General features: G+C 73.9%; 20 protein-coding genes and 1 riboswitch. Of the genes, 7 read left to right on the top strand and 13 right to left on the bottom strand.

Translation table 11 applies throughout. The features are described 5' to 3' along the window. Positions 1-2 precede the first annotated feature (2 nt). The 4 genes from HLI28_RS07460 to HLI28_RS07445 all read right to left on the bottom strand — a co-directional run bounded on the left by HLI28_RS07460 (position 3) and on the right by HLI28_RS07445 (position 3,263). Entirely contained in the window at positions 3-659 is a 657-nt protein-coding gene (locus tag HLI28_RS07460; RefSeq protein ID WP_171246891.1) for a DUF6226 family protein, read from the bottom strand. 150 nt (positions 660-809) lie between these two features. Then, the gene (locus tag HLI28_RS07455; protein WP_171246890.1) at positions 810-2,081 is read right to left on the bottom strand and encodes an O-succinylhomoserine sulfhydrylase; all 1,272 of its coding nucleotides are present in this window, start codon (positions 2,079-2,081) and stop codon (positions 810-812) included. Beyond that, entirely contained in the window at positions 2,078-2,533 is a 456-nt protein-coding gene (locus HLI28_RS07450; RefSeq protein ID WP_171246889.1) for a rhodanese-like domain-containing protein, read from the bottom strand. Before HLI28_RS07450 ends, HLI28_RS07455 begins: the two co-directional genes overlap by 4 nt. Before the next feature lie 187 nt (positions 2,534-2,720). After that, positions 2,721-3,263, bottom strand: coding sequence for a hypothetical protein (locus HLI28_RS07445; protein WP_171246888.1), 543 nt, complete (start codon positions 3,261-3,263; stop codon positions 2,721-2,723). Between the two features lie 224 nt (positions 3,264-3,487). Next, positions 3,488-3,603, top strand: a riboswitch (SAM riboswitch). Positions 3,604-3,634: 31 nt separating this feature from the next. On the opposite strand from HLI28_RS07445, the gene HLI28_RS07440 reads away from it, so the two are divergent. Further along, a complete protein-coding gene (locus tag HLI28_RS07440; protein WP_171246887.1) occupies positions 3,635-5,062 on the top strand; it encodes an aminotransferase class V-fold PLP-dependent enzyme in 1,428 nt (475 codons plus the stop codon). A 6-nt stretch (positions 5,063-5,068) separates the two neighbouring features. Here the strand turns inward: HLI28_RS07440 and HLI28_RS07435 are convergent, their stop codons facing one another. Continuing rightward, positions 5,069-6,517 carry an amidase gene (locus tag HLI28_RS07435; protein WP_171246886.1) on the bottom strand — a complete coding sequence of 483 codons (1,449 nt, stop codon included), beginning with the start codon at positions 6,515-6,517 and terminating at the stop codon, positions 5,069-5,071. A 43-nt stretch (positions 6,518-6,560) separates the two neighbouring features. On the opposite strand from HLI28_RS07435, the gene HLI28_RS07430 reads away from it, so the two are divergent. Next, positions 6,561-7,139, top strand: a complete 579-nt coding sequence (locus HLI28_RS07430; RefSeq protein WP_171246885.1) for a hypothetical protein — start codon at positions 6,561-6,563, stop codon at positions 7,137-7,139. Positions 7,140-7,218: 79 nt separating this feature from the next. Here the strand turns inward: HLI28_RS07430 and HLI28_RS07425 are convergent, their stop codons facing one another. From HLI28_RS07425 to HLI28_RS07415, 3 genes are read right to left on the bottom strand one after another with little or no spacing between them, the layout of a single operon-like run. After that, positions 7,219-8,229, bottom strand: a complete 1,011-nt coding sequence (locus HLI28_RS07425) for a MaoC/PaaZ C-terminal domain-containing protein (protein ID WP_171246884.1) — start codon at positions 8,227-8,229, stop codon at positions 7,219-7,221. Beyond that, a complete protein-coding gene (locus HLI28_RS07420; protein ID WP_171246883.1) occupies positions 8,226-9,578 on the bottom strand; it encodes a 3-oxoacyl-ACP reductase in 1,353 nt (450 codons plus the stop codon). Before HLI28_RS07420 ends, HLI28_RS07425 begins: the two co-directional genes overlap by 4 nt. A 17-nt stretch (positions 9,579-9,595) precedes the next feature. Further along, a complete protein-coding gene (locus tag HLI28_RS07415) occupies positions 9,596-10,939 on the bottom strand; it encodes an acetyl-CoA C-acetyltransferase (RefSeq protein WP_304602716.1) in 1,344 nt (447 codons plus the stop codon). Positions 10,940-11,118: 179 nt separating this feature from the next. Between HLI28_RS07415 and HLI28_RS07410 the strand changes: the two genes are divergently transcribed. Together HLI28_RS07410 and HLI28_RS07405 are read left to right on the top strand one after the other, a co-directional pair. Further along, entirely contained in the window at positions 11,119-11,736 is a 618-nt protein-coding gene (locus HLI28_RS07410) for a TetR/AcrR family transcriptional regulator (RefSeq protein ID WP_304606653.1), read from the top strand. Continuing rightward, positions 11,736-13,832, top strand: a complete 2,097-nt coding sequence (locus tag HLI28_RS07405; RefSeq protein ID WP_171246880.1) for an acyl-CoA dehydrogenase family protein — start codon at positions 11,736-11,738, stop codon at positions 13,830-13,832. Before HLI28_RS07410 ends, HLI28_RS07405 begins: the two co-directional genes overlap by 1 nt. 60 nt (positions 13,833-13,892) lie before the next feature. Here the strand turns inward: HLI28_RS07405 and HLI28_RS07400 are convergent, their stop codons facing one another. From HLI28_RS07400 to HLI28_RS07385, 4 genes are all read right to left on the bottom strand, one after another. Then, positions 13,893-14,198 (bottom strand): hypothetical protein, encoded by a 306-nt coding sequence (locus HLI28_RS07400; protein ID WP_171246879.1) that lies wholly within the window; start codon positions 14,196-14,198, stop codon positions 13,893-13,895. Between the two features lie 139 nt (positions 14,199-14,337). Then, a complete protein-coding gene (locus HLI28_RS07395; protein WP_171246878.1) occupies positions 14,338-14,847 on the bottom strand; it encodes a hypothetical protein in 510 nt (169 codons plus the stop codon). A gap of 120 nt (positions 14,848-14,967) precedes the next feature. After that, on the bottom strand, positions 14,968-16,581 hold the full coding sequence (crtI, locus tag HLI28_RS07390) for a phytoene desaturase family protein (RefSeq protein WP_171246877.1): 1,614 nt from the start codon (positions 16,579-16,581) through the stop codon (positions 14,968-14,970). Continuing rightward, on the bottom strand, positions 16,578-17,477 hold the full coding sequence (locus HLI28_RS07385) for a phytoene/squalene synthase family protein (RefSeq protein WP_171246876.1): 900 nt from the start codon (positions 17,475-17,477) through the stop codon (positions 16,578-16,580). The genes crtI and HLI28_RS07385 overlap by 4 nt, the downstream gene beginning before the upstream one ends. Before the next feature lie 51 nt (positions 17,478-17,528). On the opposite strand from HLI28_RS07385, the gene HLI28_RS07380 reads away from it, so the two are divergent. After that, complete coding sequence (locus tag HLI28_RS07380) at positions 17,529-18,089, top strand: MarR family winged helix-turn-helix transcriptional regulator (RefSeq protein WP_343035715.1); 561 nt, start codon at positions 17,529-17,531, stop codon at positions 18,087-18,089. A gap of 48 nt (positions 18,090-18,137) precedes the next feature. Continuing rightward, complete coding sequence (gene purL / locus HLI28_RS07375) at positions 18,138-20,471, top strand: phosphoribosylformylglycinamidine synthase subunit PurL (RefSeq protein WP_171246875.1); 2,334 nt, start codon at positions 18,138-18,140, stop codon at positions 20,469-20,471. 101 nt (positions 20,472-20,572) lie between these two features. Here the strand turns inward: purL and HLI28_RS07370 are convergent, their stop codons facing one another. After that, complete coding sequence (locus HLI28_RS07370; protein WP_171246874.1) at positions 20,573-21,058, bottom strand: Dps family protein; 486 nt, start codon at positions 21,056-21,058, stop codon at positions 20,573-20,575. A gap of 281 nt (positions 21,059-21,339) precedes the next feature. On the opposite strand from HLI28_RS07370, the gene HLI28_RS07365 reads away from it, so the two are divergent. Continuing rightward, positions 21,340-21,735: a hypothetical protein gene (locus HLI28_RS07365; protein WP_171246873.1), complete on the top strand. Its 396-nt coding sequence runs from the start codon at positions 21,340-21,342 to the stop codon at positions 21,733-21,735. Positions 21,736-21,749: the final 14 nt, after the last annotated feature.

The raw sequence follows: 21,749 nt of genomic DNA, 5'->3' as shown, positions 1-21,749 counted from the left end.
GTCTACGGAGCGGTGTCGCCGTCCCGACGGGTCCAGGGCTGCCAGCGGCCGTCCGGCAGTGCGCGGAGGCGGCCGCGCAGGCGGCGGATGTCGGTGCGCGGGATCCGGCGTCGTCCCTCTCCGGCTGACGTCGCGTCGGCGGCACCGACGAGGACGGTGCGGGCGCCTGGCCAGCTCCGGCGCACCCATTCGCGCAGGGTCCCGGCGGCGACGCCGAGCACCAGCCGTTCGAGGTCGTCGGCGCTGTCCTCGACAGTCTCGTCACAGGCGTCGCAGGCACAGCAGGGAAACGTCTCGACGTGCTCCAGCCCGGCGTGCACGACCACCCCCGGCAGGTCGCTCCAGATGATCGTCAGCGGCGCGGCGTGGTCGCGCGCGGGTCGCAGGTGGACGATGCGCCGCGGCTCGCCGGTCACCCGAGGATCCGGGCCCGGCGCGCCGTCGGCGGTGACCTCGACGTCGTAGGTCGCCATCAGGTGCTCGACCAGGGCGTCGGCGACCGTGTGCAGCGGGGCGAAGCGTTCGGGGTGCGTCACCGCCGAGAAGGCGGACTCGGGCGGACCGTCCACGGTGCGCCACCGTCGCCCGTACGGGATCGGGGTCCCGGCGTCGTCGCGAAAGACCGCGGGCGGCAGCGCGGGGCGGACGTAGGCGGACACGCCTCGACCCTAGCGAGCCCGCCTGCCTTCCCACCTGGCATTTCTCGCTCCGTTTCCGCCGCGACCATGCCCTCCCGACGGTCGAACATGTCCTGGCGGCCCGTCCCGGTGCCAGGACGGGCCGCGAAGGCATGCTCGGCGGAACGGGGGTCAGGCCCGCAGCGCCTGGGCGACGTCCTCGACGATGTCCAGCGGGTCCTCGAGCCCGACCGACAGCCGCACCGTGCTCTCGTGGATGCCGACGGCCGCGCGGCCCTCGGCGCCGAGCCGCCGGTGCGTCGTCGTCGCGGGGTGCGTGACCAACGACTTGGCGTCCCCGAGGTTGTTCGAGATGTCGACGATCCGCAGCGCGTCCAGGAACCGGAACGTCCGCTGCTTCGCCTGCTCCGGGGTGGCGCCGTCGGGCACTGCGAGGTCGAACGTGACCACCGTGCCGCCCCCGGTCTGCTGGGACCTCGCGAGCTCGTGCTGGGGGTGCGAGGCCAGGAAGGGGTACCGCACGCCCGTGACGCCGTCGGCGGTCTCGAGGTACTCGGCGAGCTGCAGCGCGGCCGCGTTCTGCGCGCGCACCCGCACGTCGAGGGTCTCCAGCCCCTTGAGCAGCACCCAGGCGTTGAACGGGCTGAGCGACGGCCCCGTGTGCCGCAGGAACGTCTCGACCGGTCCGGACAGGAACTCCCGGGGACCGAGGATCGCCCCGCCGAGCACCCGGCCCTGGCCGTCGACGTGCTTGGTCGCCGAGTACACGACGATGTCGGCGCCCAGCTCGAGCGGCCGCTGCAGGACCGGGGTGGCGAACACGTTGTCGACGACGACGACGGCACCCGCGGCGTGCGCGAGCTCGCACACGCGCCGCACGTCGACGAGCTCCTGCATGGGGTTCGACGGTGTCTCGAAGAAGACGACGTCGGCGGGGGTGGCCAGGGCCTCCTCCCACTGCGACGTCACGTGCCCGTCGACGAGGTCGACCCGCACGTCCCACTTGGCGAGGATCTCGTCGTAGATGACGTTCGTGGAGCCGAACAGGGCCCGGGCCGAGACGATCCGCGACCCGCTGCGCACCAGCGCGGCCAGCGTGGTGAACACCGCGGACATTCCGGTGGCGGTGGCGTAGCAGGCCTCGGCCCCCTCGATGAGGCGCAGGCGTTCCTCGAAGGTGCGCACCGTCGGGTTGCCGTACCGGGAGTACACGAACCGGGAGTGGTCCCCGGCGAACGCTGCCTCGGCGTCGGCGGCGGAGTCGTAGGTGTAGCCCTGCGTGAGGAACAGGGCCTCGGACGTCTCGGAGAAGTCCGAGCGGCGGTGGCCACCGCGCACCGCGAGGGTGGCGGGACGTGCGGTCGGGGGCAGGGGCGCGTGGCCGGCGCCGCCGTACGGCTCGGGGTTCGGGCCGGGACCGGTGGGGATCTCGGTGCGGGTCACCGGGTCGGCTCGGCGTAGGCGGTGTGCGGCAGCTCGCGGACCTTCCACCCGGCCTGGTCGCGGGCGCCGAACGGGCCCACCGGCCCCTCGAAACCCTCGAGCACGTTGTAGGCGGGGCCGTAGCCCGCCGACGTCGCCAGGCGGGCGGCGCCGATGGAGCGCTGCCCGGAGCGGCACAGGAACACCACGGGCTGGTCGGTGGGCACGCCGGCGGCCTCGAGCTCGGCGAGGAATCCCGGGTTGGGTCGGCCGTCGCCGGTGACCCACTGCGTGAAGACGGTTGCCTTGTCCAGCGAGGCGACGTCGGGAACCCCGATCGTGCGCCACTCGCCCTCGGTGCGGACGTCGACCAGGACGGCACCGGGTTCGGCGGCGAGCAGGTCCCACGCCTGCTGCGGGGTCAGGTCGCCGGCGTAGCCCTGCGCGGGTCGGGGTTCGATCGGTGCGGTCACGGCACTCCTCCCATCGGCCGTGGCGGTAGCACCCGCGCCCGGTCCCGTGCGCCGTCGTGGTGGACGGCGGCCCGGTCCCGCGGGGTTGCTGCGGCGTCAACGTGCCACGTCACTCGGCCGCTCGGGATGGTCCCCGCGATCGTACGCCGCAGATCCCGGTGTGCGGACGTATCGTCTCGCCCAGTGGTCACTCTGCGTCCGGATCGCACCCCGGAGTATCCGTGTCGGCAGGGTCGCAGAGGGTGACGGCGAACGGGAGCGTCGTCCCGCCCGACCGGGTCGTGACCTGGAAGCTCTCGGCGCCGACCGTGCCGGAGGCTGCCGGGCGGGACAGCTCGAGGCCCAGTTCGTCGGCCTCGCCCTCCGCGCAGGACGCGGTGACCGTCCGCCGCGCGGTGTCGAAGCCGGCATGGTCGAGGGGGACGTCCTCGGCGCCGAGCATCGCGCCGTCGAGTGGCCGGGCTGCGAAGCTGGTCACGACGACGTCCCCCTCCGGCTCGACGGCCGCGATGTCCAGCGGCTCTCCGGTGGGGGTGCAGACGGGGACGGAGCCGAAGCTGAGCGCGCCGTCGGCAGGGACGCCGGGGAGGGTGGCGCCGAACGGTTCGACGCCGGGGAACGCGACGGCCGCCGGCTCGTCGCTCGCGCAGGACGCCGTGACCACGGCGGTCACGAGGGCGACCGCTCCCATGACCGGGGCGCTGATGGATCGCGTGGCAGGTGCCTTCATCGGTCCTCCAGGCGGGGCTGAGCGGCCCCGGGGGGCGCGGCGTCCGCTGCGGGACGCTGAGGTGCAAACTAGCCCCCGACCTCGCCCGGAGCGTGTGGTTCGAGGAATTCCTGAGACCGGCGTGGTGCGCGAGGTCTGCGTACACGCGAGCAGGAGTTGCTCGCATGATGGGACGTTCTGCCCACTGGTTGACACGCTCGGGGCGTCGCGTGATGCTGGCAGCAGGTCAAGAGCGCCAGCGCCAAGCCCCGGCTCGCTGGCCGGCAACCCTCCCCTCGCGGCGGGGTGCCCCGGGTGACGACCAGGCACGGCGCCGACCGGCGTCGGGCAAGCGCGGGGAGACGTCTCCCCGGGACACCGAGGAGGACGCCATGACCGCGATCGCCGAGACCCCCACCTGTCCGGGCGCCGAGCCGGTGGGCGACCGCGCGCCGGTGCTGCCCGTCCTCGGGCACGACACCCCCGCCCCGCTGTTCGACGGACGGCGCGTGCCGTACGCCAACCTCGACGTCGCCGCCTCGGCGCCCGCGCTGCAGGCCGTGGGGGACCGCGTCACCCGCACCCTGCCGCTCTACGCCTCCGTGCACCGGGGCGCCGGCTACCTCTCCCAGGTCTCCACCACGCTGTACGAGTCCGCCCGCGCCACCATCGGCGAGTTCGTCGGTGCCCGCCCGGACGACCTCACCCTGCTGGTGCGCCACACCACCGACGCGCTCAACCTGCTGGCCGGGTGCGTCCCGGCCGCCGCGGACGGCACGCCGGGCCGCGTGCTCGTCCTCGACGTCGAGCACCACGCGAACCTCCTGCCGTGGCAGCGCGCGACCGACGCGACGGTCCTCACCGGTCGCGGCACGGTGGCGGCCACGCTCGAGGCGGTCCGTGCCGAGCTCGCCGCCGGGACGGCCGCAGGGCGCGGTTACGCCCTGCTGGCCGTCACCGGGGCCTCCAACGTCACCGGCGAGACGTTGCCGGTCGCCGACGTCGTCGCCGCCGCGCACGACGCCGGTGCCCGCGTGGTGCTGGACGGCGCCCAGCTCGTGCCGCACCGGCGGTTCTCCCTGGCCGCGACCGGCGTCGACTACCTCGCCTTCTCCGGCCACAAGGCCTACGCGCCGTTCGGCACCGGCGCCCTGGTCGGCCGCCGCGACTGGCTGGACGCCGGCACGCCCTACCTCGCCGGCGGCGGCGCGGTGCGCAGCGTGCGCGTGGACGGGACCGACTGGCACGACGGCCCGGCCCGCCACGAGGCCGGCTCGCCGAACGTGCTCGGTGCGGTGGCGCTCGCCGCCGCCTGCGAGACGCTCGCCGCCGTCGACACCGTGGCCCTGCGCGAGCACGAGGACGCGCTGCGGGCCCGGCTGGTCGACGGGCTGGAGGCGATCGACGGCGTCGAGGTCGTCCGGCTGTGGCCCGACGCCCCGGACACGGTCGGCGTCGTGACGTTCACGGTGTCCGGCTGGGAGCCAGGTCACGTCGCCGCCTACCTGTCCGCCGAGCACGGCATCGGCGTGCGGGACGGACGCTTCTGCGCGCATCCCCTGCTCACCCGGCTGGGCTACCGCGCCGGTGCCGTCCGCGCGTCCGTCGGCGCCGGCACGGCCGGGGAGGAGGTCGAGCGGCTCGTGGCCGCCGTGGCCGCGCTGGTCGCCGACGGGCCGCGGGCCGACTACGCCGTCGTCGACGGGCTGTGGGTGGTCGTGGACGACCCGCGCCCCGTGCCCGAGGGGTCCGGGCTGGACGGCCTGCTGGCCACGGCCGGCCCCGGCGGTGACGAGGCGTTCGCCTGCGTCCCCGACTGACCGGCCTCACCAGACGGGCGGGTGCCTCTCCGGCCAGCGCAGCACGTCCTCGAGCTGCGCGGCGAGCGCCAGCAGCGTGACCTCGCCGCCGGGACGGCCGATGATCTGCACCCCCATGGGCAGCCCGTCCGCCGTCCAGTGCGTCGGCACGGTGATCGCGGGCAGCCCGGCCACGTTGAGCCACGACGTGAACGGCGTGTACTGGCACTGCTGGGCGAAGTTGTGGTCCGGGTCGGCGGCGTCGAACCAGCCGATCGGCCGCGGCGTCATCGCCAGGGCGGGAGTGACGACGGCGTCCAGGTCGCCCATGCCGGCGATGAGGGTCCGCTCGAACCGGGTCAGCGTCGCCAGGGCCTCGGCGAGCTCGCGGGCCGGCACCTGCCGGCCGCGACGGATCAGCCACGCCGTCAGCGGCTCGAGCTGGTCCAGCACCGCGTCGTCGTCGATCGGTACCGCCGACGCACCCCCCATCCACAGGCTGCGGAAGGCGTCGCCGTACTCCGGGACCGGGTCCCAGGTGTGCTCCTCGACGCCGTGCCCGAGACCCGCCAGCGCCCGGACGCCCGCGTCGAGGGCCGCCCGTGCCTCCGGCGCCACGGTGACGTCGTAGTAGTCGTCCCAGGCGTTCCAGGTGGTGACCCCCACCCGGAACCGGTCGCCGTCGTCGTCCCGCCCGGGGACCTCGCCGCGCAGCGCGGCCGCGAGGTACGACCCGGCGTGCGCGGCGGGGGTGCGCAGCGTGAACCGGTGGTCGACGTGGCCGTCCGGGGTCCGGCGCAGCATCCCCTCGAGCAGCAGCGCCGTGTCCGCCGTCGTCCGGGCGATCGGTCCGTTGACCACGAGGCCGCCGAGGGCCTCGATCCCGGACCCCGCGGGCAGCAGGCCGCGCGAGGGTTTGAGCCCGACGACGCCGCAGGCGGCGGCCGGGATCCGGACGGACCCCCCGCCGTCGGACCCCGGGGCGAAGGGCAGCAGGCCCGCGGCCACCGCGACCGCCGCCCCGCCGCTGGAGCCGCCGGCGCCGCGCGTGAGGTCCCACGGGTTGCGTGCCACGGGCCCCGCCAGCGGCTCGGTGTAGGCGGGGAACCCCAGCTCGGGCGTCGCGGTCTTGCCCAGGCTGACGATCCCGGCGGCGTCGAGGTCCAGGACGACGTCGTCGGACTCGTCGGGCACGAACCCCTCCATGGCGCGCGTGCCGAAGCCGGTCGGCACTCCCGCCCGGTTCCACAGGTCCTTGTCGGCGGTCGGCATCCCCCACAGGGGCCCCGACGGCGCACCCAGCTGCGTCGCGCGCTCCCGAGCCCTCTCGGGGGTGACGCGGGCGAACGCGCCCAGCTCGTCGTTGCGTGCCGCGATCCGGGCCAGGAAGTGGTCGGTCACCTCGCCCGGGGTCAGCTCACCGGCGCGCAGCCGGTCGCGGAGCTCCAGGGCGGTCTGCTCGTGCAGGGCGTCCATGGCCCGACCCTACGCCGGGACGCCCTGCGCTACTCTCCGCCGCATGAGACCGCTGCAGATCGTCGTCGGGGGCCTGGTCATCGTCGTTCTCGACCTGCGGTTCGACGGGTTCGACGTCGTCGTCGACCCGGTCGGCTGGATCCTGATGGTGAAGGCCCTGCGGCTCCTCGCGGTCCGCGACCGGGCCTTTGCGGTCGCCGCCGTCGGTGCGGTGCTCGGCGGGCTCGGGTCGATCGTCCAGCTCGTCCCCGGCCTGACGGTCGGGGCCGGCGTCCTCTCCGTGCTCGGGGCGGTCGAGACGCTCGCGCTCACGGTGGTGGTCGTCGCGATCTGCACGGGGATCGCCCGCGTGCTGGCGCACGAGCCACAGGTGGTCCGGCACGCCCGGATCCTGCGGGCGACGGACGTCGCGCTCACGGTGGTCGCCCTCGGGCTCGGATCGAGCCCCGTGCTGCTCTCGGCCGGCCCGACGCCGGGGACCACCGGCTGGCTCGTGGGCGCCGGTGCGGTGGTGCTCCTCCTCGGCGTGCTGACGTTCGCCGTCCTGATCTGGTTCCTGGTGTTCCTGTGGCGGCTCCGGGACCGTCCCGAGCTGCAGGAGCAGCAGCCGGTCGTCGCGTGACCCCGACGTCGCGGGCCCGAGGCAGCGCAGGTGCTGCGCCTCGGGCCCGCCGACGTGCCGACTCCGGCCGGGGGGCCGCTCAGAGCGGCGTGACCTCGCCGGAGAAGTGCCGCAGCCCCTTGCGGGCGTTCCATCCCACGTAGGAGAACCCGGCCCCGTCGCCCTCCTCGGGCGTGATCGCCACGTCCACGGTGGCGGGCAGCAGCACGGGCTTGGCGAACTCCACGGTCCACCGGTACGCGTCACCGCGCCCGGGGCCGACGTCGGCCAGTGCCCGCGCCGCGGAGTACATCCCGTGCGCGATCGCCCGCGGGAAGCCGAACGCCTTGGCCGACAGCGCCGACATGTGGATGGGGTTGCGGTCCCCGGACACCGCCGCGTAGGCACGGCCGGTCTCCGGCCCCAGCACCCACCGGCCGGTGGGCAGGGGCGGTGTCCACTGCCCGCGCGGCCGGTCGGCCTCCGACGCGCCGTCGCCGTCCTCGAGGAAGTACCCCTTGGCCAGGTGCGTCGAGACACCGCGCCACACGGGCGGCTCCGTCTCGTCGCCGGCGTCGCGGCGGACCTCGGCGACGAGGTCCACCTGCACCCCGCGCCGGTGCGGACGCAGGTTCTCCGCCCACGCCCGCACCTCGAGGACGTCGCCGACCGTGACCGGCCCGCGCAGCTCGACCCGGTTCGCCAGGTGCACCATGCCGAGCAGGGGCAACGGGAAGTCGTTGCGCACCATGATCCCGGTCGTCAGCGGGAAGGTGAGCACGTGCAGGTAGCCGGCCGGCATCGTGTTGCCCACCGGCTCGTGCACCAGCCGCTGGTAGTCGTGCAGGTGGCGCTCGAGGTCGTCGGTGCGCACCCCACCGACGCGGTAGGCCACGTCGGGCAGGGTGAGGTCCCCGTCCGAGGCGTCCGCCCGGGTCTCCGGTCCGCGGGCCTCCCCGATGCCCGGGATCGACGGCAGCGCGCGGCCGGCCGCGATCAGACCCGAGGCGGCCGCGCCCCGCGCGTAGAGCCCGCCGAGCCCGGGGAGGCTCGGCTGGGTCTCGACGCGCAGCTCGCGGCCGTCGGCCGTGCGCGGGGGCGCCGCAGTCACTGGCCCACCATGTGCTGTCCGCACACCCGCAGGACCTGACCGTTGACGCCGGCCGTCGCGGGCCAGGCCAGGAAGGCGACGGCCTCGGCGACGTCCACCGGCTCGCCGCCCTGGGAGAGCGTCGGCAGCAGCCGTGCCACGGACCGCGTGGCGAACGGGATCGACGCCGTCATGTCGGTCTCGATGAACCCGGGGGCGACCGCGTTCGCGGTGCCGCCGTGCTCGGCGAGCAGCGGTGCCGTGGCCCGGGTGTGCCCGATGACGCCGGCCTTGGAGAAGGCGTAGTTCGTCTGGCCCTTGTTCCCGGCGATGCCCGAGGTGGAGGCCAGCGACACGACGTGCAGGTTCTCCAGGCCGGCCTGGACCAACGTCTCGTTGATCTGCAGCTGGGCCTCGAGGTTGACCGCGATCACCGCGTCCCACTGCGCCGGCTTCATGTTGGCGAGCAGCTTGTCGCGCAGGATGCCGGCGTTGTGGACGACGATGTCGAGCCCGCCGTGGCGCTCGCGGGCGTGCAGCAGGATCCGCTGGCCGGCGTCGGGTGCCGTGACGTCGAGCTGCAGGGCGGTGCCGCCGACCGCGTTCGCGGTACGGGCCAGCCCCTCGCCGGCGGCCGGGACGTCGACGCACACGACGGTCGCGCCGTCACGGGCGAGCGTGCGGGCGATCGCTGCGCCGATGCCACGGGCGGCGCCGGTGACGACGGCGACCTTCCCGGCCAGCGGACGGTCCGTGGTCAGGTCCGCGGCGGGTGCTCCGGCCTTCGCCGGGCCGACCCGCAGGAGCTGGCCGTCGACGTAGGCGCTCTTCGCGGAGAGGAAGAACCGCAGCGTGGCCAGCACGGACGTCTGGTCGACCGCGGCGTCGTCGGTGAGCACGATCCCGTTGCCGGTGGCGCCGCCGCGCAGCTCCTTGGCGAGCGAGCGCAGGAACCCGTCGACGGCGTTCCGGGCCGCCGACAGCGCCGGGGCGTCGCCCTCGGCGGCAGCCCGCGAGACGGTGACGACCCGGCCGTTGCCGGCCAGCCGTCGCAGCACGGACCCGGTGGCCAGCACGGCCTCGGAGGCGTCGCCGGGGCGGGCCGTCTCGGTCAGGACGAGGACGATGGCGCCGAACCGGACGTCGTCGCCGGGGTCGCGCCGCACGTCGAGGTCCCAGCCGAGCAGCGTCTGGGCCAGGGCGTCCGCGTCGGCCTTCGACGCGCCGTCGGACACGACGAGGACGGGGCCCACGGTGAGCGGCTCACCGGCACGGTAGCGGCGCAGGAGCGCGGGACGCGGCAGCCCCAGCTTCGTGGCGAGGGTCTTCGTGAACCCGGAGTTCACGGCCTGGGTGTAGCGGTCGGTCACGGGGTCTCCTTCCGGGTTCAGGCGGACTCGAGGACGGCGGTGGCACCGAGGCCGCCGGCGGCGCACACGGACACCAGGGCCCGTGCCGGCTTGCCGGTCTCGGCGGCCTTCTCGGCCACGAGCTTGGCGGCGGTGGCGACGATCCGCCCGCCGGTCGCGGCGAACGGGTGGCCGGCGGCGAGCGAGGAGCCGCGCACGTTGAGCTTGCTGCGGTCCACGGTGCCGAGCGCGCCGGACAGGCCGAGCTCGTTCTTGCCGTAGTCGGCGTCCTCCCAGGCGGCCAGGGTGGTGAGCACCGTGGACGCGAAGGCCTCGTGGATCTCGAAGAAGTCGAAGTCCTCGAGGGTCAGGCCGTTGCGGGCCAGCAGGCGCGGCACGGCGTGCACGGGGGCCATCAGCAGGCCCTCGCGGCCGTGCACGAAGTCGACGGCGGCGGTCTCGGCGTCGACGAACCGCGCGAGCACCGGCAGGTCGTGGGACTCGGCCCACTCCCGCGAGCCGAGCAGCACGGTCGAGGCGCCGTCGGTCAGCGGGGTGGAGTTGCCGGCGGTCATCGTGGCCGGGGTCTCCAGCGAGCGGCCGAAGACGGGCTTGAGACCGGCGAGCTTCTCCGCCGAGCTGTCGGGGCGCATGTTGTCGTCCCGGGACAGGCCTCGGAACGGGGTGACCAGGTCGTCGAAGAACCCGGAGTCCCAGGCCTCGGCGAGGTGGTGGTGGCTGGCCAGGGCGATCTCGTCCTGGGCCTCGCGGCTGATGCCCCAGCGGGCGGTCGTGATCGCCTGGTGCTCACCCATGGACAGGCCGGTGCGCGGCTCGTCGGTGGCGGGGGTGAGCGGCTTGAGGTCGGCGGGGCGGATCCGGGCGAGCGCCTTGGCGCGCGCCTGCCAGGTCTTGGCGTGCCCGGCCTCCAGCAGGGCGCGGCGCAGCCCCTCGCTGACGGCGACCGGTGCGTCGGAGATCGTGTCGGCACCGCCGGCGATCCCGGAGTCGACCTGACCCAGGCGGATCTTGTTGGCGATGGTGATCGTCGCCTCGAGCCCGGTGGCGCAGGCCTGCTGCAGGTCGTACGCGGGCGTGTTCGGGGAGAGCGACGAGCCCAGTACCGACTCGCGGATGAGGTTGAAGTCGCGGGAGTGCTTCAGCACGGCTCCGCCGACGACCTCGCCGAGGCGTTCGCCCTGCAGCCCGTAGCGGGCGACGAGGCCCTCGAGGGCGGCGGTGAACATCTCCTGGTTGGAGGCGTCGGCGTACTTCTTCCCGGCACGGGCGAAGGGGATGCGGTTGGCGCCGACGACGACGGCGTCGCGCGGGGCCTGTGCCGAACCGGCGGACTGGGCTCGGGCGGTCTGGCGAGTGGCCACTGTGTGCTTCCTTACACTCGACGGTTTCAAGTAGTACTCACAGTACCTGATACTCTCAGTCTCGTGAGACGAGTCACAGGGGGTGACCGATGACGGTCGCGACGAACGGACGTGCCACCCGGCCGGACGGACGGTCGACCCGATGGGACGATCATCGTGCCCAGCGGCGGACCTCGCTCGTGCGTGAGGCCCGCCGGGCGATCCACGAGATCGGCCCCGGCGCGTCGATGGACGAGATCGCCGCGATGGCCGGTACGTCGAAGTCGATCTACTACCGCTACTTCGACGACAAGGCCGGCCTGCGCCTCGCCGTGGCCGAGTCCGTGGTCAAGGGGATGCACCGCCTGCTCGCGGAGGCCGCCGCGGAGGCGCCGACGCCGCACGCCGCCCTGCGTGCCATGGTGCGCACCTACCTGCAGACCATCGAGAGCTCGCCCCAGGTCTACTGGTTCGTCACCCGGACCGCGCTCGGGGGCAACGAGCCCGACGACGGCACCGCCCGCCCCGAGGCGCTGGGTGCCTACCTCGACTCGGTCATCACCCTGGTCGCCGAGCCCTTCGCCCGGGCCGTCCACGTCCCCCCGACCACGGCGGCCGCCTGGGCCGCCGGTGCCGTCGGCTTCGTCCGCGGTGCGGGGGAGTGGTGGCTCGGACACACCCGCGCCGACGGTCAGACCCGCGACGACCTGACCGACCAGGTCACGACCTGGCTCTGGAACGGGCCCGTCGGCGTGCTCCACCACGACGCCACCGGCGGCGCCGAGCCGTCCCGCCACCTCGAGAAGCAGGAGTCCTGATGACGACGACGTCCGACCAGTCCCCGGCCACCCTCCCCGACCGCGACCGCACCTCCGCGCCTCGTGACGAGGACGTGCGCCTCGACGTCGAGGCGGTCTCCGAGCTGCTGCTGGGCCGGTGGCCCGAGTGGCGGCGGCAGGCGCGCGAGCGCGCCGGCGACCCCCAGTTCCACAAGGACGAGTCCCTGACCCCGGCCGAGCACCGCGAGCGCGTGCTCGCGCAGATGCGCGTCATGGTCGAGGGCGGTAACAAGCTGTCGTGGCTCGCTTTCCCGGAGCGGATGGGCGGCCTGGACCAGCCCGGCGCCAACCTCGCCTGCTTCTCCGAGCTGGTCGCGGCCGACCCGTCGCTGCAGATCAAGTCCGGTGTCCAGTGGGGTCTGTTCTCCGCGGCGATCCTGCACCTGGGCACCCCGGAGCAGCAGGACCGGCTGCTGCCGGACGCCATGGACCTCACGGTGCCCGGGGCCTTCGCGATGACCGAGACCGGTCACGGCTCCGACGTGGCGGCCATCGGCACGACGGCCACCTACGACCCGGAGACCCAGGAGTTCGTCATCGACACCCCGTTCCGCGGGGCGTGGAAGGACTACCTCGGCAACGCGGCCCTGCACGCCACGGCCGCGACGGTGTTCGCCCAGCTGATCACGAACGGTGTGAACCACGGCGTGCACTGCTTCTACGTGCCGATCCGTGACCCGAAGACCCAGGAGTTCCTGCCCGGGGTCGGCGGGGAGGACGACGGCCTCAAGGGCGGTCTGCGCGGTATCGACAACGGCCGGCTGCACTTCTCGGGCGTGCGCGTGCCGCGCGAGGATCTGCTCGCGCGCTACGGCTCGGTGGCGCCCGACGGCACCTACAGCTCGCCGATCGAGAGCCCGGGCCGCCGCTTCTTCACGATGCTCGGGTCCCTGGTCCAGGGCCGTGTCTCGCTGGACGGCTCCGCGGTCAACGCGGCCAAGATCGGTCTCGCGATCGCGGTGAAGTACGCCGCCGAGCGGCGTCAGTTCGCGGGTGCCGGCGCCGAGGAGACCGTGCTGCTCGACTACGCCACGCACCGTCGTCGGCTGTTCCCCGCCATCGCGGAGGCGTACGCGGGCCACTTCGCCAACGAGCGGCTGCTCGACCTGTTCGACGACGTCTTCTCGGGCGAGCACGACACCCCCGAGCGGCGCGAGGACCTCGAGACGACGGCGGCCGCCCTGAAGTCGACATCCACCCGGTTCGCGCTCGACACCCTGCAGGAGTGCCGCGAGGCCTGCGGCGGCGCCGGGTTCCTCACGGAGAACCGGATCACCTCCCTGCACGCCGACCTCGACGTCTACGCGACGTTCGAGGGGGACAACACCGTCCTGCAGCAGCTCGTGGCCCGTCGCCTCGTCGCCGACTACGGCCGCGAGGTCAAGGGCGCCACCAAGACGCCGGCCGGCATGGCACGGTTCGTGGTGGAGCGGGCCACCGGCGCGGCGCTGGACCGGACGGGGCTGCGCCGCGTCTCCCAGGCGATCGCCGACGTGGGCGACCCCCGCCGGGCCGCCGGTCACCTGCGGGACCCGGAGACCCAGCGCGAGCTGCTCGCCGACCGCGTGGCCACCATGGTCGAGGACGTGGCGATGGCGCTGCGGCCCGCCCAGAAGGCGGAGCCGGCCAAGGCGGCGCGCATCGTCGACGAGAACCAGGTGGCGCTGGTCGAGGCGGCCAAGGCGCACGCCGACCTGCTGCGCTGGGAGGCCTTCACCACGGCCCTGACGGAGATCAAGGACCCGGGCACCCGCCGGATCATGACCTGGGTGCGCGACGTCTTCGGCCTGACGGTCATCGAGCGGAACATGGCGTGGTACCTGCTCAACGGACGGCTGTCGGACCAGCGCGCCCGCACCGTCACCGCCTACGTCGACCGGCTGCTGCGTCGGCTGCGCCCGCACGCGGTCGACCTGGTGGACGGTTTCGGCTACGGCCAGGAGCACCTGCGGGCGAAGATCTCGTCCGGCGCCGAGGCCGAGCGGCAGTCCGAGGCCCGCGCGTACTACGCCGCGCAGCGGGCGAGCGGTGCCGCCCCGGTCAGCGAGAAGGCGCTGCGCAAGTCCTCGCGCTGAGCCGACCCGACGACGCGACGCCCCCGGTCACCAGGTGACCGGGGGCGTCGTCCGCTGAGGTCAGGCGGCGACCGCTGCGGGTTCCGCGACCTGCGGCTCGGGCACGATGCCCGTCGTCGCGACGGCGTCGGCCTCGTCGGCACTCTCCGTGGCGACCGGGTCGCGCAACGGGAGGCCCAGGGTGACGGTCGACGCACGAGCCGGCGCCCGCGGCGCCGGTGTCGTCACCGCGACCAGGGTGGCGCCGGCGATGCCGGCCCCCACCAGGAGGATCGCGACCACGGTCCAGCCGAGCGCGATCGTCGTACCGAGCAGGACACCGTCGCCCAGTGCGACGGCTCCGCCCGCGAGGAGCACCTTCTTCATCAGTTTCCGACCCTTCTCCGCGGTCCGCCTCAACCGCGTCACCACCAGCACACGTCATCCACGGCGAGGACGCATCCGCTGGAGGCGCCGATCGGGTCACAAGTCGATACCGACTGCGTGACGCCGACCGGGACAAGGGTCAGAGCCGGGGCCGGGCGTCCTCGAGGCCGGACCGGGCGGAGACGGAGAGGCTGTGACCGAGCAGCAGCGGCGACGGTGCGGGCGCCGCGGCGCGCCGTGCCTGCTGGTGGACCTCGCCGCACATCCGCAGCGCCAGCTCGAGGCGGACCGGGACGGCGCAGTCGCCGCGGAGCCGGCCGCCGAGCGCGGGGTGCGGCATGAAGGTCAGGACCTCGTCCGCGGCGGGCACGACACCGTGCTCGGCGGCCTCCATCACGAGGTCCTCGAGCAGGAGCTCCTGACGTCCCTCGGGTGAGTCCAGCTCGGCGGAGAGCTCGACGGCCGTGTGCCACCGCAGCTCGAGGGTCCCTTCGACGGTGTCGAGGAACCACCACCCGTCCAACGACTCCAGCAGGACGTCGCCGAAGACGGTGGCGAAGCGTGGGTTCTTGCCCCGGAGGCCGAGCCACGACCACGCCGCCAGCCCGTACTCGAAGGCTTCGGGGGCAAAGGGTCGAAGGTGTTCCACGCGCGCATCAAAACACGGTCTCCACGCTGGAGAAAGCGTGTCGACGAGTGAACAAGCTGTGACCCGGTTCACGCCGGTACGTCACTCGTGCCATGAGTTGTTCATGGCCCGGCAGACGGGTCAGGGAAGCGATCGTGCGACGTCCCCCGGGGCGGGATCCAGCGGGCGCGCCGACGTGTCCCCCCGGAGCCGCTTGACCACCAGCTCGGCGCTGATCAGGCACATCGGCAGTCCGATCCCGGGGATCGTCGTGCCGCCCGCGTGCAGCAGCCCGGTCACGTGCCGCGACTGGTTCCCGGGTCGCAGCATCGCGCTCTGCGACAGCGTGTGCGCCGGGCCGAGCATCCCGCCCGACCAGGAGGCGAGGTCCGCCGCGAAGTCACCGGGGCCGACGGTGCGGCGCACGGCGATCCGGTCCCGCAGGTCCGGGACGCCCGCCCAGGCGGCCACGCGGTCGATCGCGTCGTCGGCGATCGCCTCCACCTGCGGGTCCCCGGTGCCGTCCTCGCCGCCGCGCCCCAGCCCCGGGTCGGCCGGCACCGGGACGAGGAGGAACAGGTTCTCGTCGCCGGCGGGGGCGACCGTGTCGTCCGTGCGCGAAGGGGCGCACACGTACAGCGACGCCGGGTCCGGGACCCGGCCGTCCGCGATGGCCCCGAAGTTCTCGTGCCAGTCGGCGGTGAAGAACAGGGAGTGGTGCGCGAGCTCGGGGATCCGGCCACGGACACCGAGCATGACCAGCACGCCGCCGGGCCCGGGGTCACCGCGTCGCCACCGGCGCTCGGGCTGGCTGCGCAGCCGTGCGGGCAGCAGGTCCTGCTCGACGTGGTGCAGGTCCGCGGCGGTGACCACGACGTCCGCGGCGGAGTGGTGCTCCAGGCCGGACGTGTCGCGCCAGCGCACGCCCGTCGTGTGCGCGCGGGGTCGGCGGGGACCGGGGACGCCGCCGCGCCCGTCGGGCCGTTCGCCGGCGGCCGTGGTGACCGCCGTCACGTGCGCACCGGTCCGGATCCGTGCGCCGGCGCGCTCGGACAGCCCGGCGACCGCGTCGATCAGGCGGGCGAACCCGCCGGCCGGGTAGCGGACGCCGCCGTCCAGGTCCAAAGCGCTCATCAGGTGGTACAGCGCGGGGGTGCGGTCCGGGGAGGACCCGAGGAACACCGCCGGGTAGCCGAGGACCTGCTGCAGGCGGACGTCCTCGAACCGCCGGCCCACGTGCGACTCGAGCGAGCGGGTGAGCAGCGGCAGGAGGCGGTGGGCGCGGGTGAGGACCCGACGGTCGGCCAGGGGCAGCCAGGAGGCGAAAGTCGTGTACAGGAAGTGGTCCAGGGCCATGTCGTAGGCCTCGTGGGCCTCGTCCAGGTACCGGTCCAGGCGCGCCCCGGCGCCGGGTTCGACGGCCTCGAAGGCGGCCAGGTTGGCGGCGCGGTCACGCCGCACGTCGAGGGGGTCCGGGTGCCCCTCGTGGAAGACCCGGTACGCCGGGTCCAGGGCGCGCAGGTCCAGCTCGGCCTCCGTCGAGCTGCCCATGAGGTCGAACCAGTGGTCGAAGACCTCGGGCATGAGGTACCACGAGGGACCCGTGTCGAACCGGAATCCGTCGCGCTCCCACGACCCGGCGCGGCCGCCGAGCGTCTCGTGCCGCTCGAGCAGCTCGACCTCGTGCCCGTCCCGGGCGAGGAGCCCGGCGGTGGCGAGCCCGGCGATGCCGCCCCCGACGACGACGACCTTCACGCGACAGCCACCTTCCGGCGTTCACGGACCATGGCGGAGAGCACGAGCCGGCCCTTGACGGCGTCGGGCACCCGGACCCGGCGCGTGCGCAGCTCGTCCGCGGACGTGGCGCGCAGCCGGCGGGAGAGCTCGGCGAACAGGTCGTGGGCGGCGCGCACGGCGACGCGGCTCGACCGGGGCAGCTCGACGATCGTCGCCGAGGCCGTGGCGAGGTCGGCGTCGATGTCGTCGAGGAGGCGGTCGCGGACCGAGTCGTCGAAGTCGACGTCGTAGTCGGGGAAGTACGCGCGGCCCCGGTCGTCGAGGTCGTCGGCGAGGTCGCGCAGGAAGTTGACCTTCTGGAACGCCGCCCCGAGGCGGGCGGCACCGGGTGCGAGCCGGCCGTACGCGGCCTCGTCGCCGCCGGTGAAGACGCGCAGGCACATCAGCCCGACCACCTCGGCCGACCCGTAGACGTAGCGCGCGAAGCTGTCGGCGTCGTGCTCCCTCACCGTCAGGTCCGTGCGCATCGAGGCGAAGAACGGCGCCGTGAGGTCGGCGCCGATGCCGAACCTCCGTGCCGTGACGGCGAAGGCGTGCACCACCAGGTTGGTGCTGCGGCCGCGGCGCACGGCGGCGTCGACCTCGCGCTCGAGCTCGTCGAGCAGCGCCGCGCGTTCGTCCAGGCTCAGGGGTGCTGCCATGTCGTCGACGATCTCGTCGGCGACCCGGACCAGGGCGTAGACGGCACGCACGTGGTCGCGCACCTCGGGGCCCAGCAGGCGGCACGCCCACCCGAAGGACGTGGAGTACCGATCGATCACCACCGCGGCGCTGCGGTACGCGACGTCGTCGTAGGCGGAGTCGGCGTCCTCGGCGGCGTCCGACGTGGGTTCGGTCAGTCCGTGGCCTGGCATGTGGCTAGCCTAGCAAGATTCTTGCTAGCCGAACTAGGTACAGTGGGTGTCGTGAGCACCTCCTCCCTCTCCACCTCGTCGCCGTACTGGTACGGCGACGAGGACGCGGCGGCCCGTGAGCTGCTCGAGGCCGTCCGGGTCTTCCGCCGCTCCGACGAGGTGATGCGGCAGCGGGCGAGCCGCGAGATGGACATGAACGTCACCGACCTGCGGGCGCTGCGGTTCGTCATCGCCGCCCAGCGGCGGGGCGAACCCGTGACCCCGCGCGGCCTGGCCGAGTACCTCGAGATCTCCACCGCCTCGACCACCAAGCTGCTCGACCGGCTCAGCCGGACGGGGCGCCTGCAGCGGCAGCCGCACCCGCACGACCGCCGCTCGGTCGTCGTCCTGGCCACGGAGGGTGCGCAGGAGGAGGTCCGCGAGCGGTTGACCCGGGTGCACCGCGAGATGTTCGAGGTCGCCCGGCAGGTGCCGGAGCACTGCCGCGGGGCCGTGCGCGACTTCCTGCTGGGGCTGGCCGCCCAGGTGGACGAGCCGGAGGACGCGGCGGCCGCCGCAGCGACAGGGGGCGACGAGGGGGCGACCCCGGGAGGCCTCGCGGCGCGCCGGTAGACTGGCGGACGCTCGGCCCGAGCATCCCGTGCGACCCGAGGGAAGTTGATGACCGCCGCTGCCCAGGCTGCCACCCCCCGTCCGACGCTCGACACCGTCGACAACGCCGCCGCCACCCCTGACGAGGCCCTGCCGTTCGGCGAGCTCGGCCTGAAGCCCGACGAGTACCAACGCATTCGCGACATCCTCGGGCGTCGCCCGACGGCGGCGGAGCTGGCGATGTACTCGGTGATGTGGTCCGAGCACTGCTCGTACAAGTCCTCGAAGGTCCACCTGCGCAAGTTCGGCGACCGTGTCACCGAGGAGATGAAGCGCCATCTGCTCGTCGGCATCGGGGAGAACGCCGGCGTCGTCGACATCGGCGACGGCTGGGCCGTGACCTTCAAGGTCGAGTCGCACAACCACCCCTCCTTCGTCGAGCCCTACCAGGGCGCGGCCACGGGTGTCGGCGGCATCGTGCGCGACATCATCTCCATGGGCGCCCGCCCGGTCGCCGTGATGGACCAGCTCCGCTTCGGCGCGGTCGACCACCCCGACACCGCACGCGTCGTGCACGGCGTGGTCTCCGGCGTCGGCGGGTACGGCAACTCCCTCGGGCTGCCGAACATCGGCGGTGAGCTGGTCTTCGACCCCTCCTACCAGGGCAACCCGCTGGTCAACGCCCTGTGCCTGGGCGTGCTGCGCCACGAGGACATCCACCTGGCCAACGCCTCGGGCGCCGGGAACAAGGTGATCCTCTTCGGCGCGCGCACGGGCGGCGACGGCATCGGCGGCGCGTCCATCCTCGCCTCGGAGACCTTCGAGGACGGGGTGCCGGCCAAGCGGCCCAGCGTGCAGGTCGGCGACCCGTTCATGGAGAAGGTGCTCATCGAGTGCTGCCTGGACCTGTACGCCGCGCACGTCGTCGAGGGCATCCAGGACCTCGGCGCGGCCGGCATCTCCTGCGCGACCTCCGAGCTCGCGTCCAACGGTGACGGCGGGATGCACGTCGACCTCGACGACGTCCTGCTGCGCGATCCCACCCTGAACGCCGGCGAGATCCTCATGTCGGAGTCGCAGGAGCGGATGATGGCCGTCGTGCGGCCGGACAAGCTCGAGGAGTTCCTCGCGATCACGGGCCGCTGGGACGTCGAGACCTCCGTCATCGGCGAGGTCAACGGCTCCGGCCGCCTGACCATCGACCACCACGGGCAGCGGATCGTCGACGTCGACCCGAAGACCGTGGCCCACGAGGGTCCGGTCTACGAGCGTCCCTACGCGCGGCCGGCCTGGCAGGACGAGCTGCAGGCGGCCTCCGTCGTCGGGCTCGGCCTCGAGCGACCGGTCACGGGTGCCGAGCTGCGCGCCACCGCGCTGCGGCTGCTGGCTTCCCCGAACCTGGCCTCCGCGGCCTGGGTCACCGACCAGTACGACCGTTTCGTGCAGGGCAACACCGCGCTCGCCCAGCCGGACGACGGCGGTGTCGTGCGTGTCGACGAGAGCACCGGTCTGGGCGTCGCCCTGGCCACCGACGCCAACGGGCGGTACGGCAAGCTCGACCCGCGGGCGGGTGCGCAGCTCGCCCTGGCCGAGGCGTACCGCAACGTCGCCACGACCGGGGCGACCCCGCTGGCGGTGACCGACTGCCTCAACTTCGGGTCCCCGGAGCACCCGGACTCGATGTGGCAGCTCGTCGAGGCCATCGAGGGGCTGGCCGACGCCTGCCAGGAGCTCGCCGTGCCCGTCACCGGCGGCAACGTGTCCCTGTACAACGGCACCGGGGAGGCCGGGCAGATCGACTCGGCCATCCACCCCACGCCCGTCGTCGGCGTGCTCGGCGTGCTGGAGGACGTCCGCACGGCGCTGCCGTCCGGTTGGCGTGCCGCGGACCAGTCCGTGCTGCTGCTCGGCACGACCGCCGACGAGCTCGACGGCTCCGCCTGGGCCGACGTCGAGCACCAGCACCTCGGCGGGCTGCCGCCGCGGGTCGACCTGGCGGCCGAGCGATCGCTCGCCGAGGTCCTGGTGGCCGCGCGCCGCGCCGGTGCCGCGACGGCGGCGCACGACCTGTCCGAGGGCGGTCTCGCGCAGTCCCTGCTCGAGGCGTCGCTGCGTTACGGCGTGGGCGTCTCCGTCTCCCTCGACGAGGTCGCCGCGCGGGACGCGGTGACGCCGTTCGCGACGCTGTTCAGCGAGTCGACCGCCCGGGCGCTCGTGGCCGTGACGCCGGGCCGCGAGGCCGAGGTCGTGGCGCTCGCCGAGGGTGCCGGGGTGCCGGTCGTGCGTCTGGGCCGGACCGGTGGTGACACCGTGTCCGTGACCTTCGGCGAGGACTCCTTCGAGATCGCGCTCGACGAGGCCCGCGAGGCCCACGAGGGCACGCTGCCGCGGCTCTTCGGCTGACCCCTCCCGCCACCCCTTGGTTGTGGGCATGAAAAATGCAGGTCTCCGAGACGGGGACCTGCATTTTTCATGCCCACAACGGGGGCGTGAGCTGGGCGGGGTCAGACCTCGTGGTTCTCGGAGGACATCATCCAGGCCTGCTTCTCCAGGTCGTGGATGATCTCGTGCAGCAGGTCGGCCGACGTCGGGTCGGCCGCGTCGACGTCGTCGTGCACCTCGCGCACGACCTCGGCGACCTGGGCGACGCGCTCGACGACGGCGTCCACCGTGTCGGTCACGGACACGAGGCCGGCGGGATAGGGCGAGAGGTCGGTCGACGTGGCCACCGTCTCGGAGCGTCCGTCGGGCACGGCCTGCAGGGCACGGAGCCGCTCGGCGACCGTGTCGCTGTGCTGCCGGGCGACGTCGACGAGCTCGTCGAGCTGCAGGTGCAGGTCGCGGAACCCGCGGCCGGTGACGTTCCAGTGCGCCTGCTTGCCCTGGACGTGCAGGTCGACGAGCGCCACGAGGACACGCTGCAGGTGCCGCGTGAGGGTCTCGGAGGCCTCGGAACGGTCCGTCGTGCGATGGATGGCGGGCGTGGTCATCGTGCTCCTCGCTCTCTCGGGGGTCACCCGGTCGCTTTCTGGAACGATTCCAGAATAGGGCGGGTCGAGGGATCGCGCCAGCGGGCCGAGCCGGACCCTCGCCGCGCGTCAGTCTGTGCGTCCGCGAGTCAGGACTCCCTCGCGCGAATCAGTCCTGACTCGCGGACGGGGTGCCGGGGACCAGGAGCCCGGGGGCCCGGAGCCCGGGAACCAGGTCGGGACGCGGCGAGGTCGCCGCACGGTGAGACGGGTCACTAGAATGGGTGTCTCGGAGGCGCACGATGTCGTGGTTCGCAGTGTTCCTGCTGACGACCGGATCGGTGGTCATCGGTCTGGCCGTGCGATCCTGGCTGCGCTCGGACGCCCACCACGACGCGGTGGCCCGCCGCCGTCGTCGCCGCCGGGCGGGTCCCGACCCCCTGGTCACCCTCGCCATCCAGATCCGGCTCGGCCAGCTCGCGGAGGAGCTCCGCACCGTCACCGAGGATCCCGGGCTGTACGCGCGTGCCCACCACTGGCGGGCCGTCCAGGACGCCTACGACGCCATGCTGCGGGACGCCTGCCGCGTCGCCGGTCTCGCCGTGGTGGACGAACCGCTGCGTCCCGACGAGCGCGTCTCGGAGGACGAGCGGCTGCGCGAGGAGCTGGAGCTCAGCGCCCGCGGCTGGTCCTGGTAGCGACGCACCTGCGC

The organism is Isoptericola sediminis, assembly GCF_013085345.1.
In the GTDB taxonomy this organism is placed as follows: domain Bacteria; phylum Actinomycetota; class Actinomycetes; order Actinomycetales; family Cellulomonadaceae; genus Isoptericola; species Isoptericola sediminis.
The sequence above is the reverse complement of the archived record's forward strand: the minus strand, read 5'-3'. Positions and strand labels throughout refer to the sequence as shown.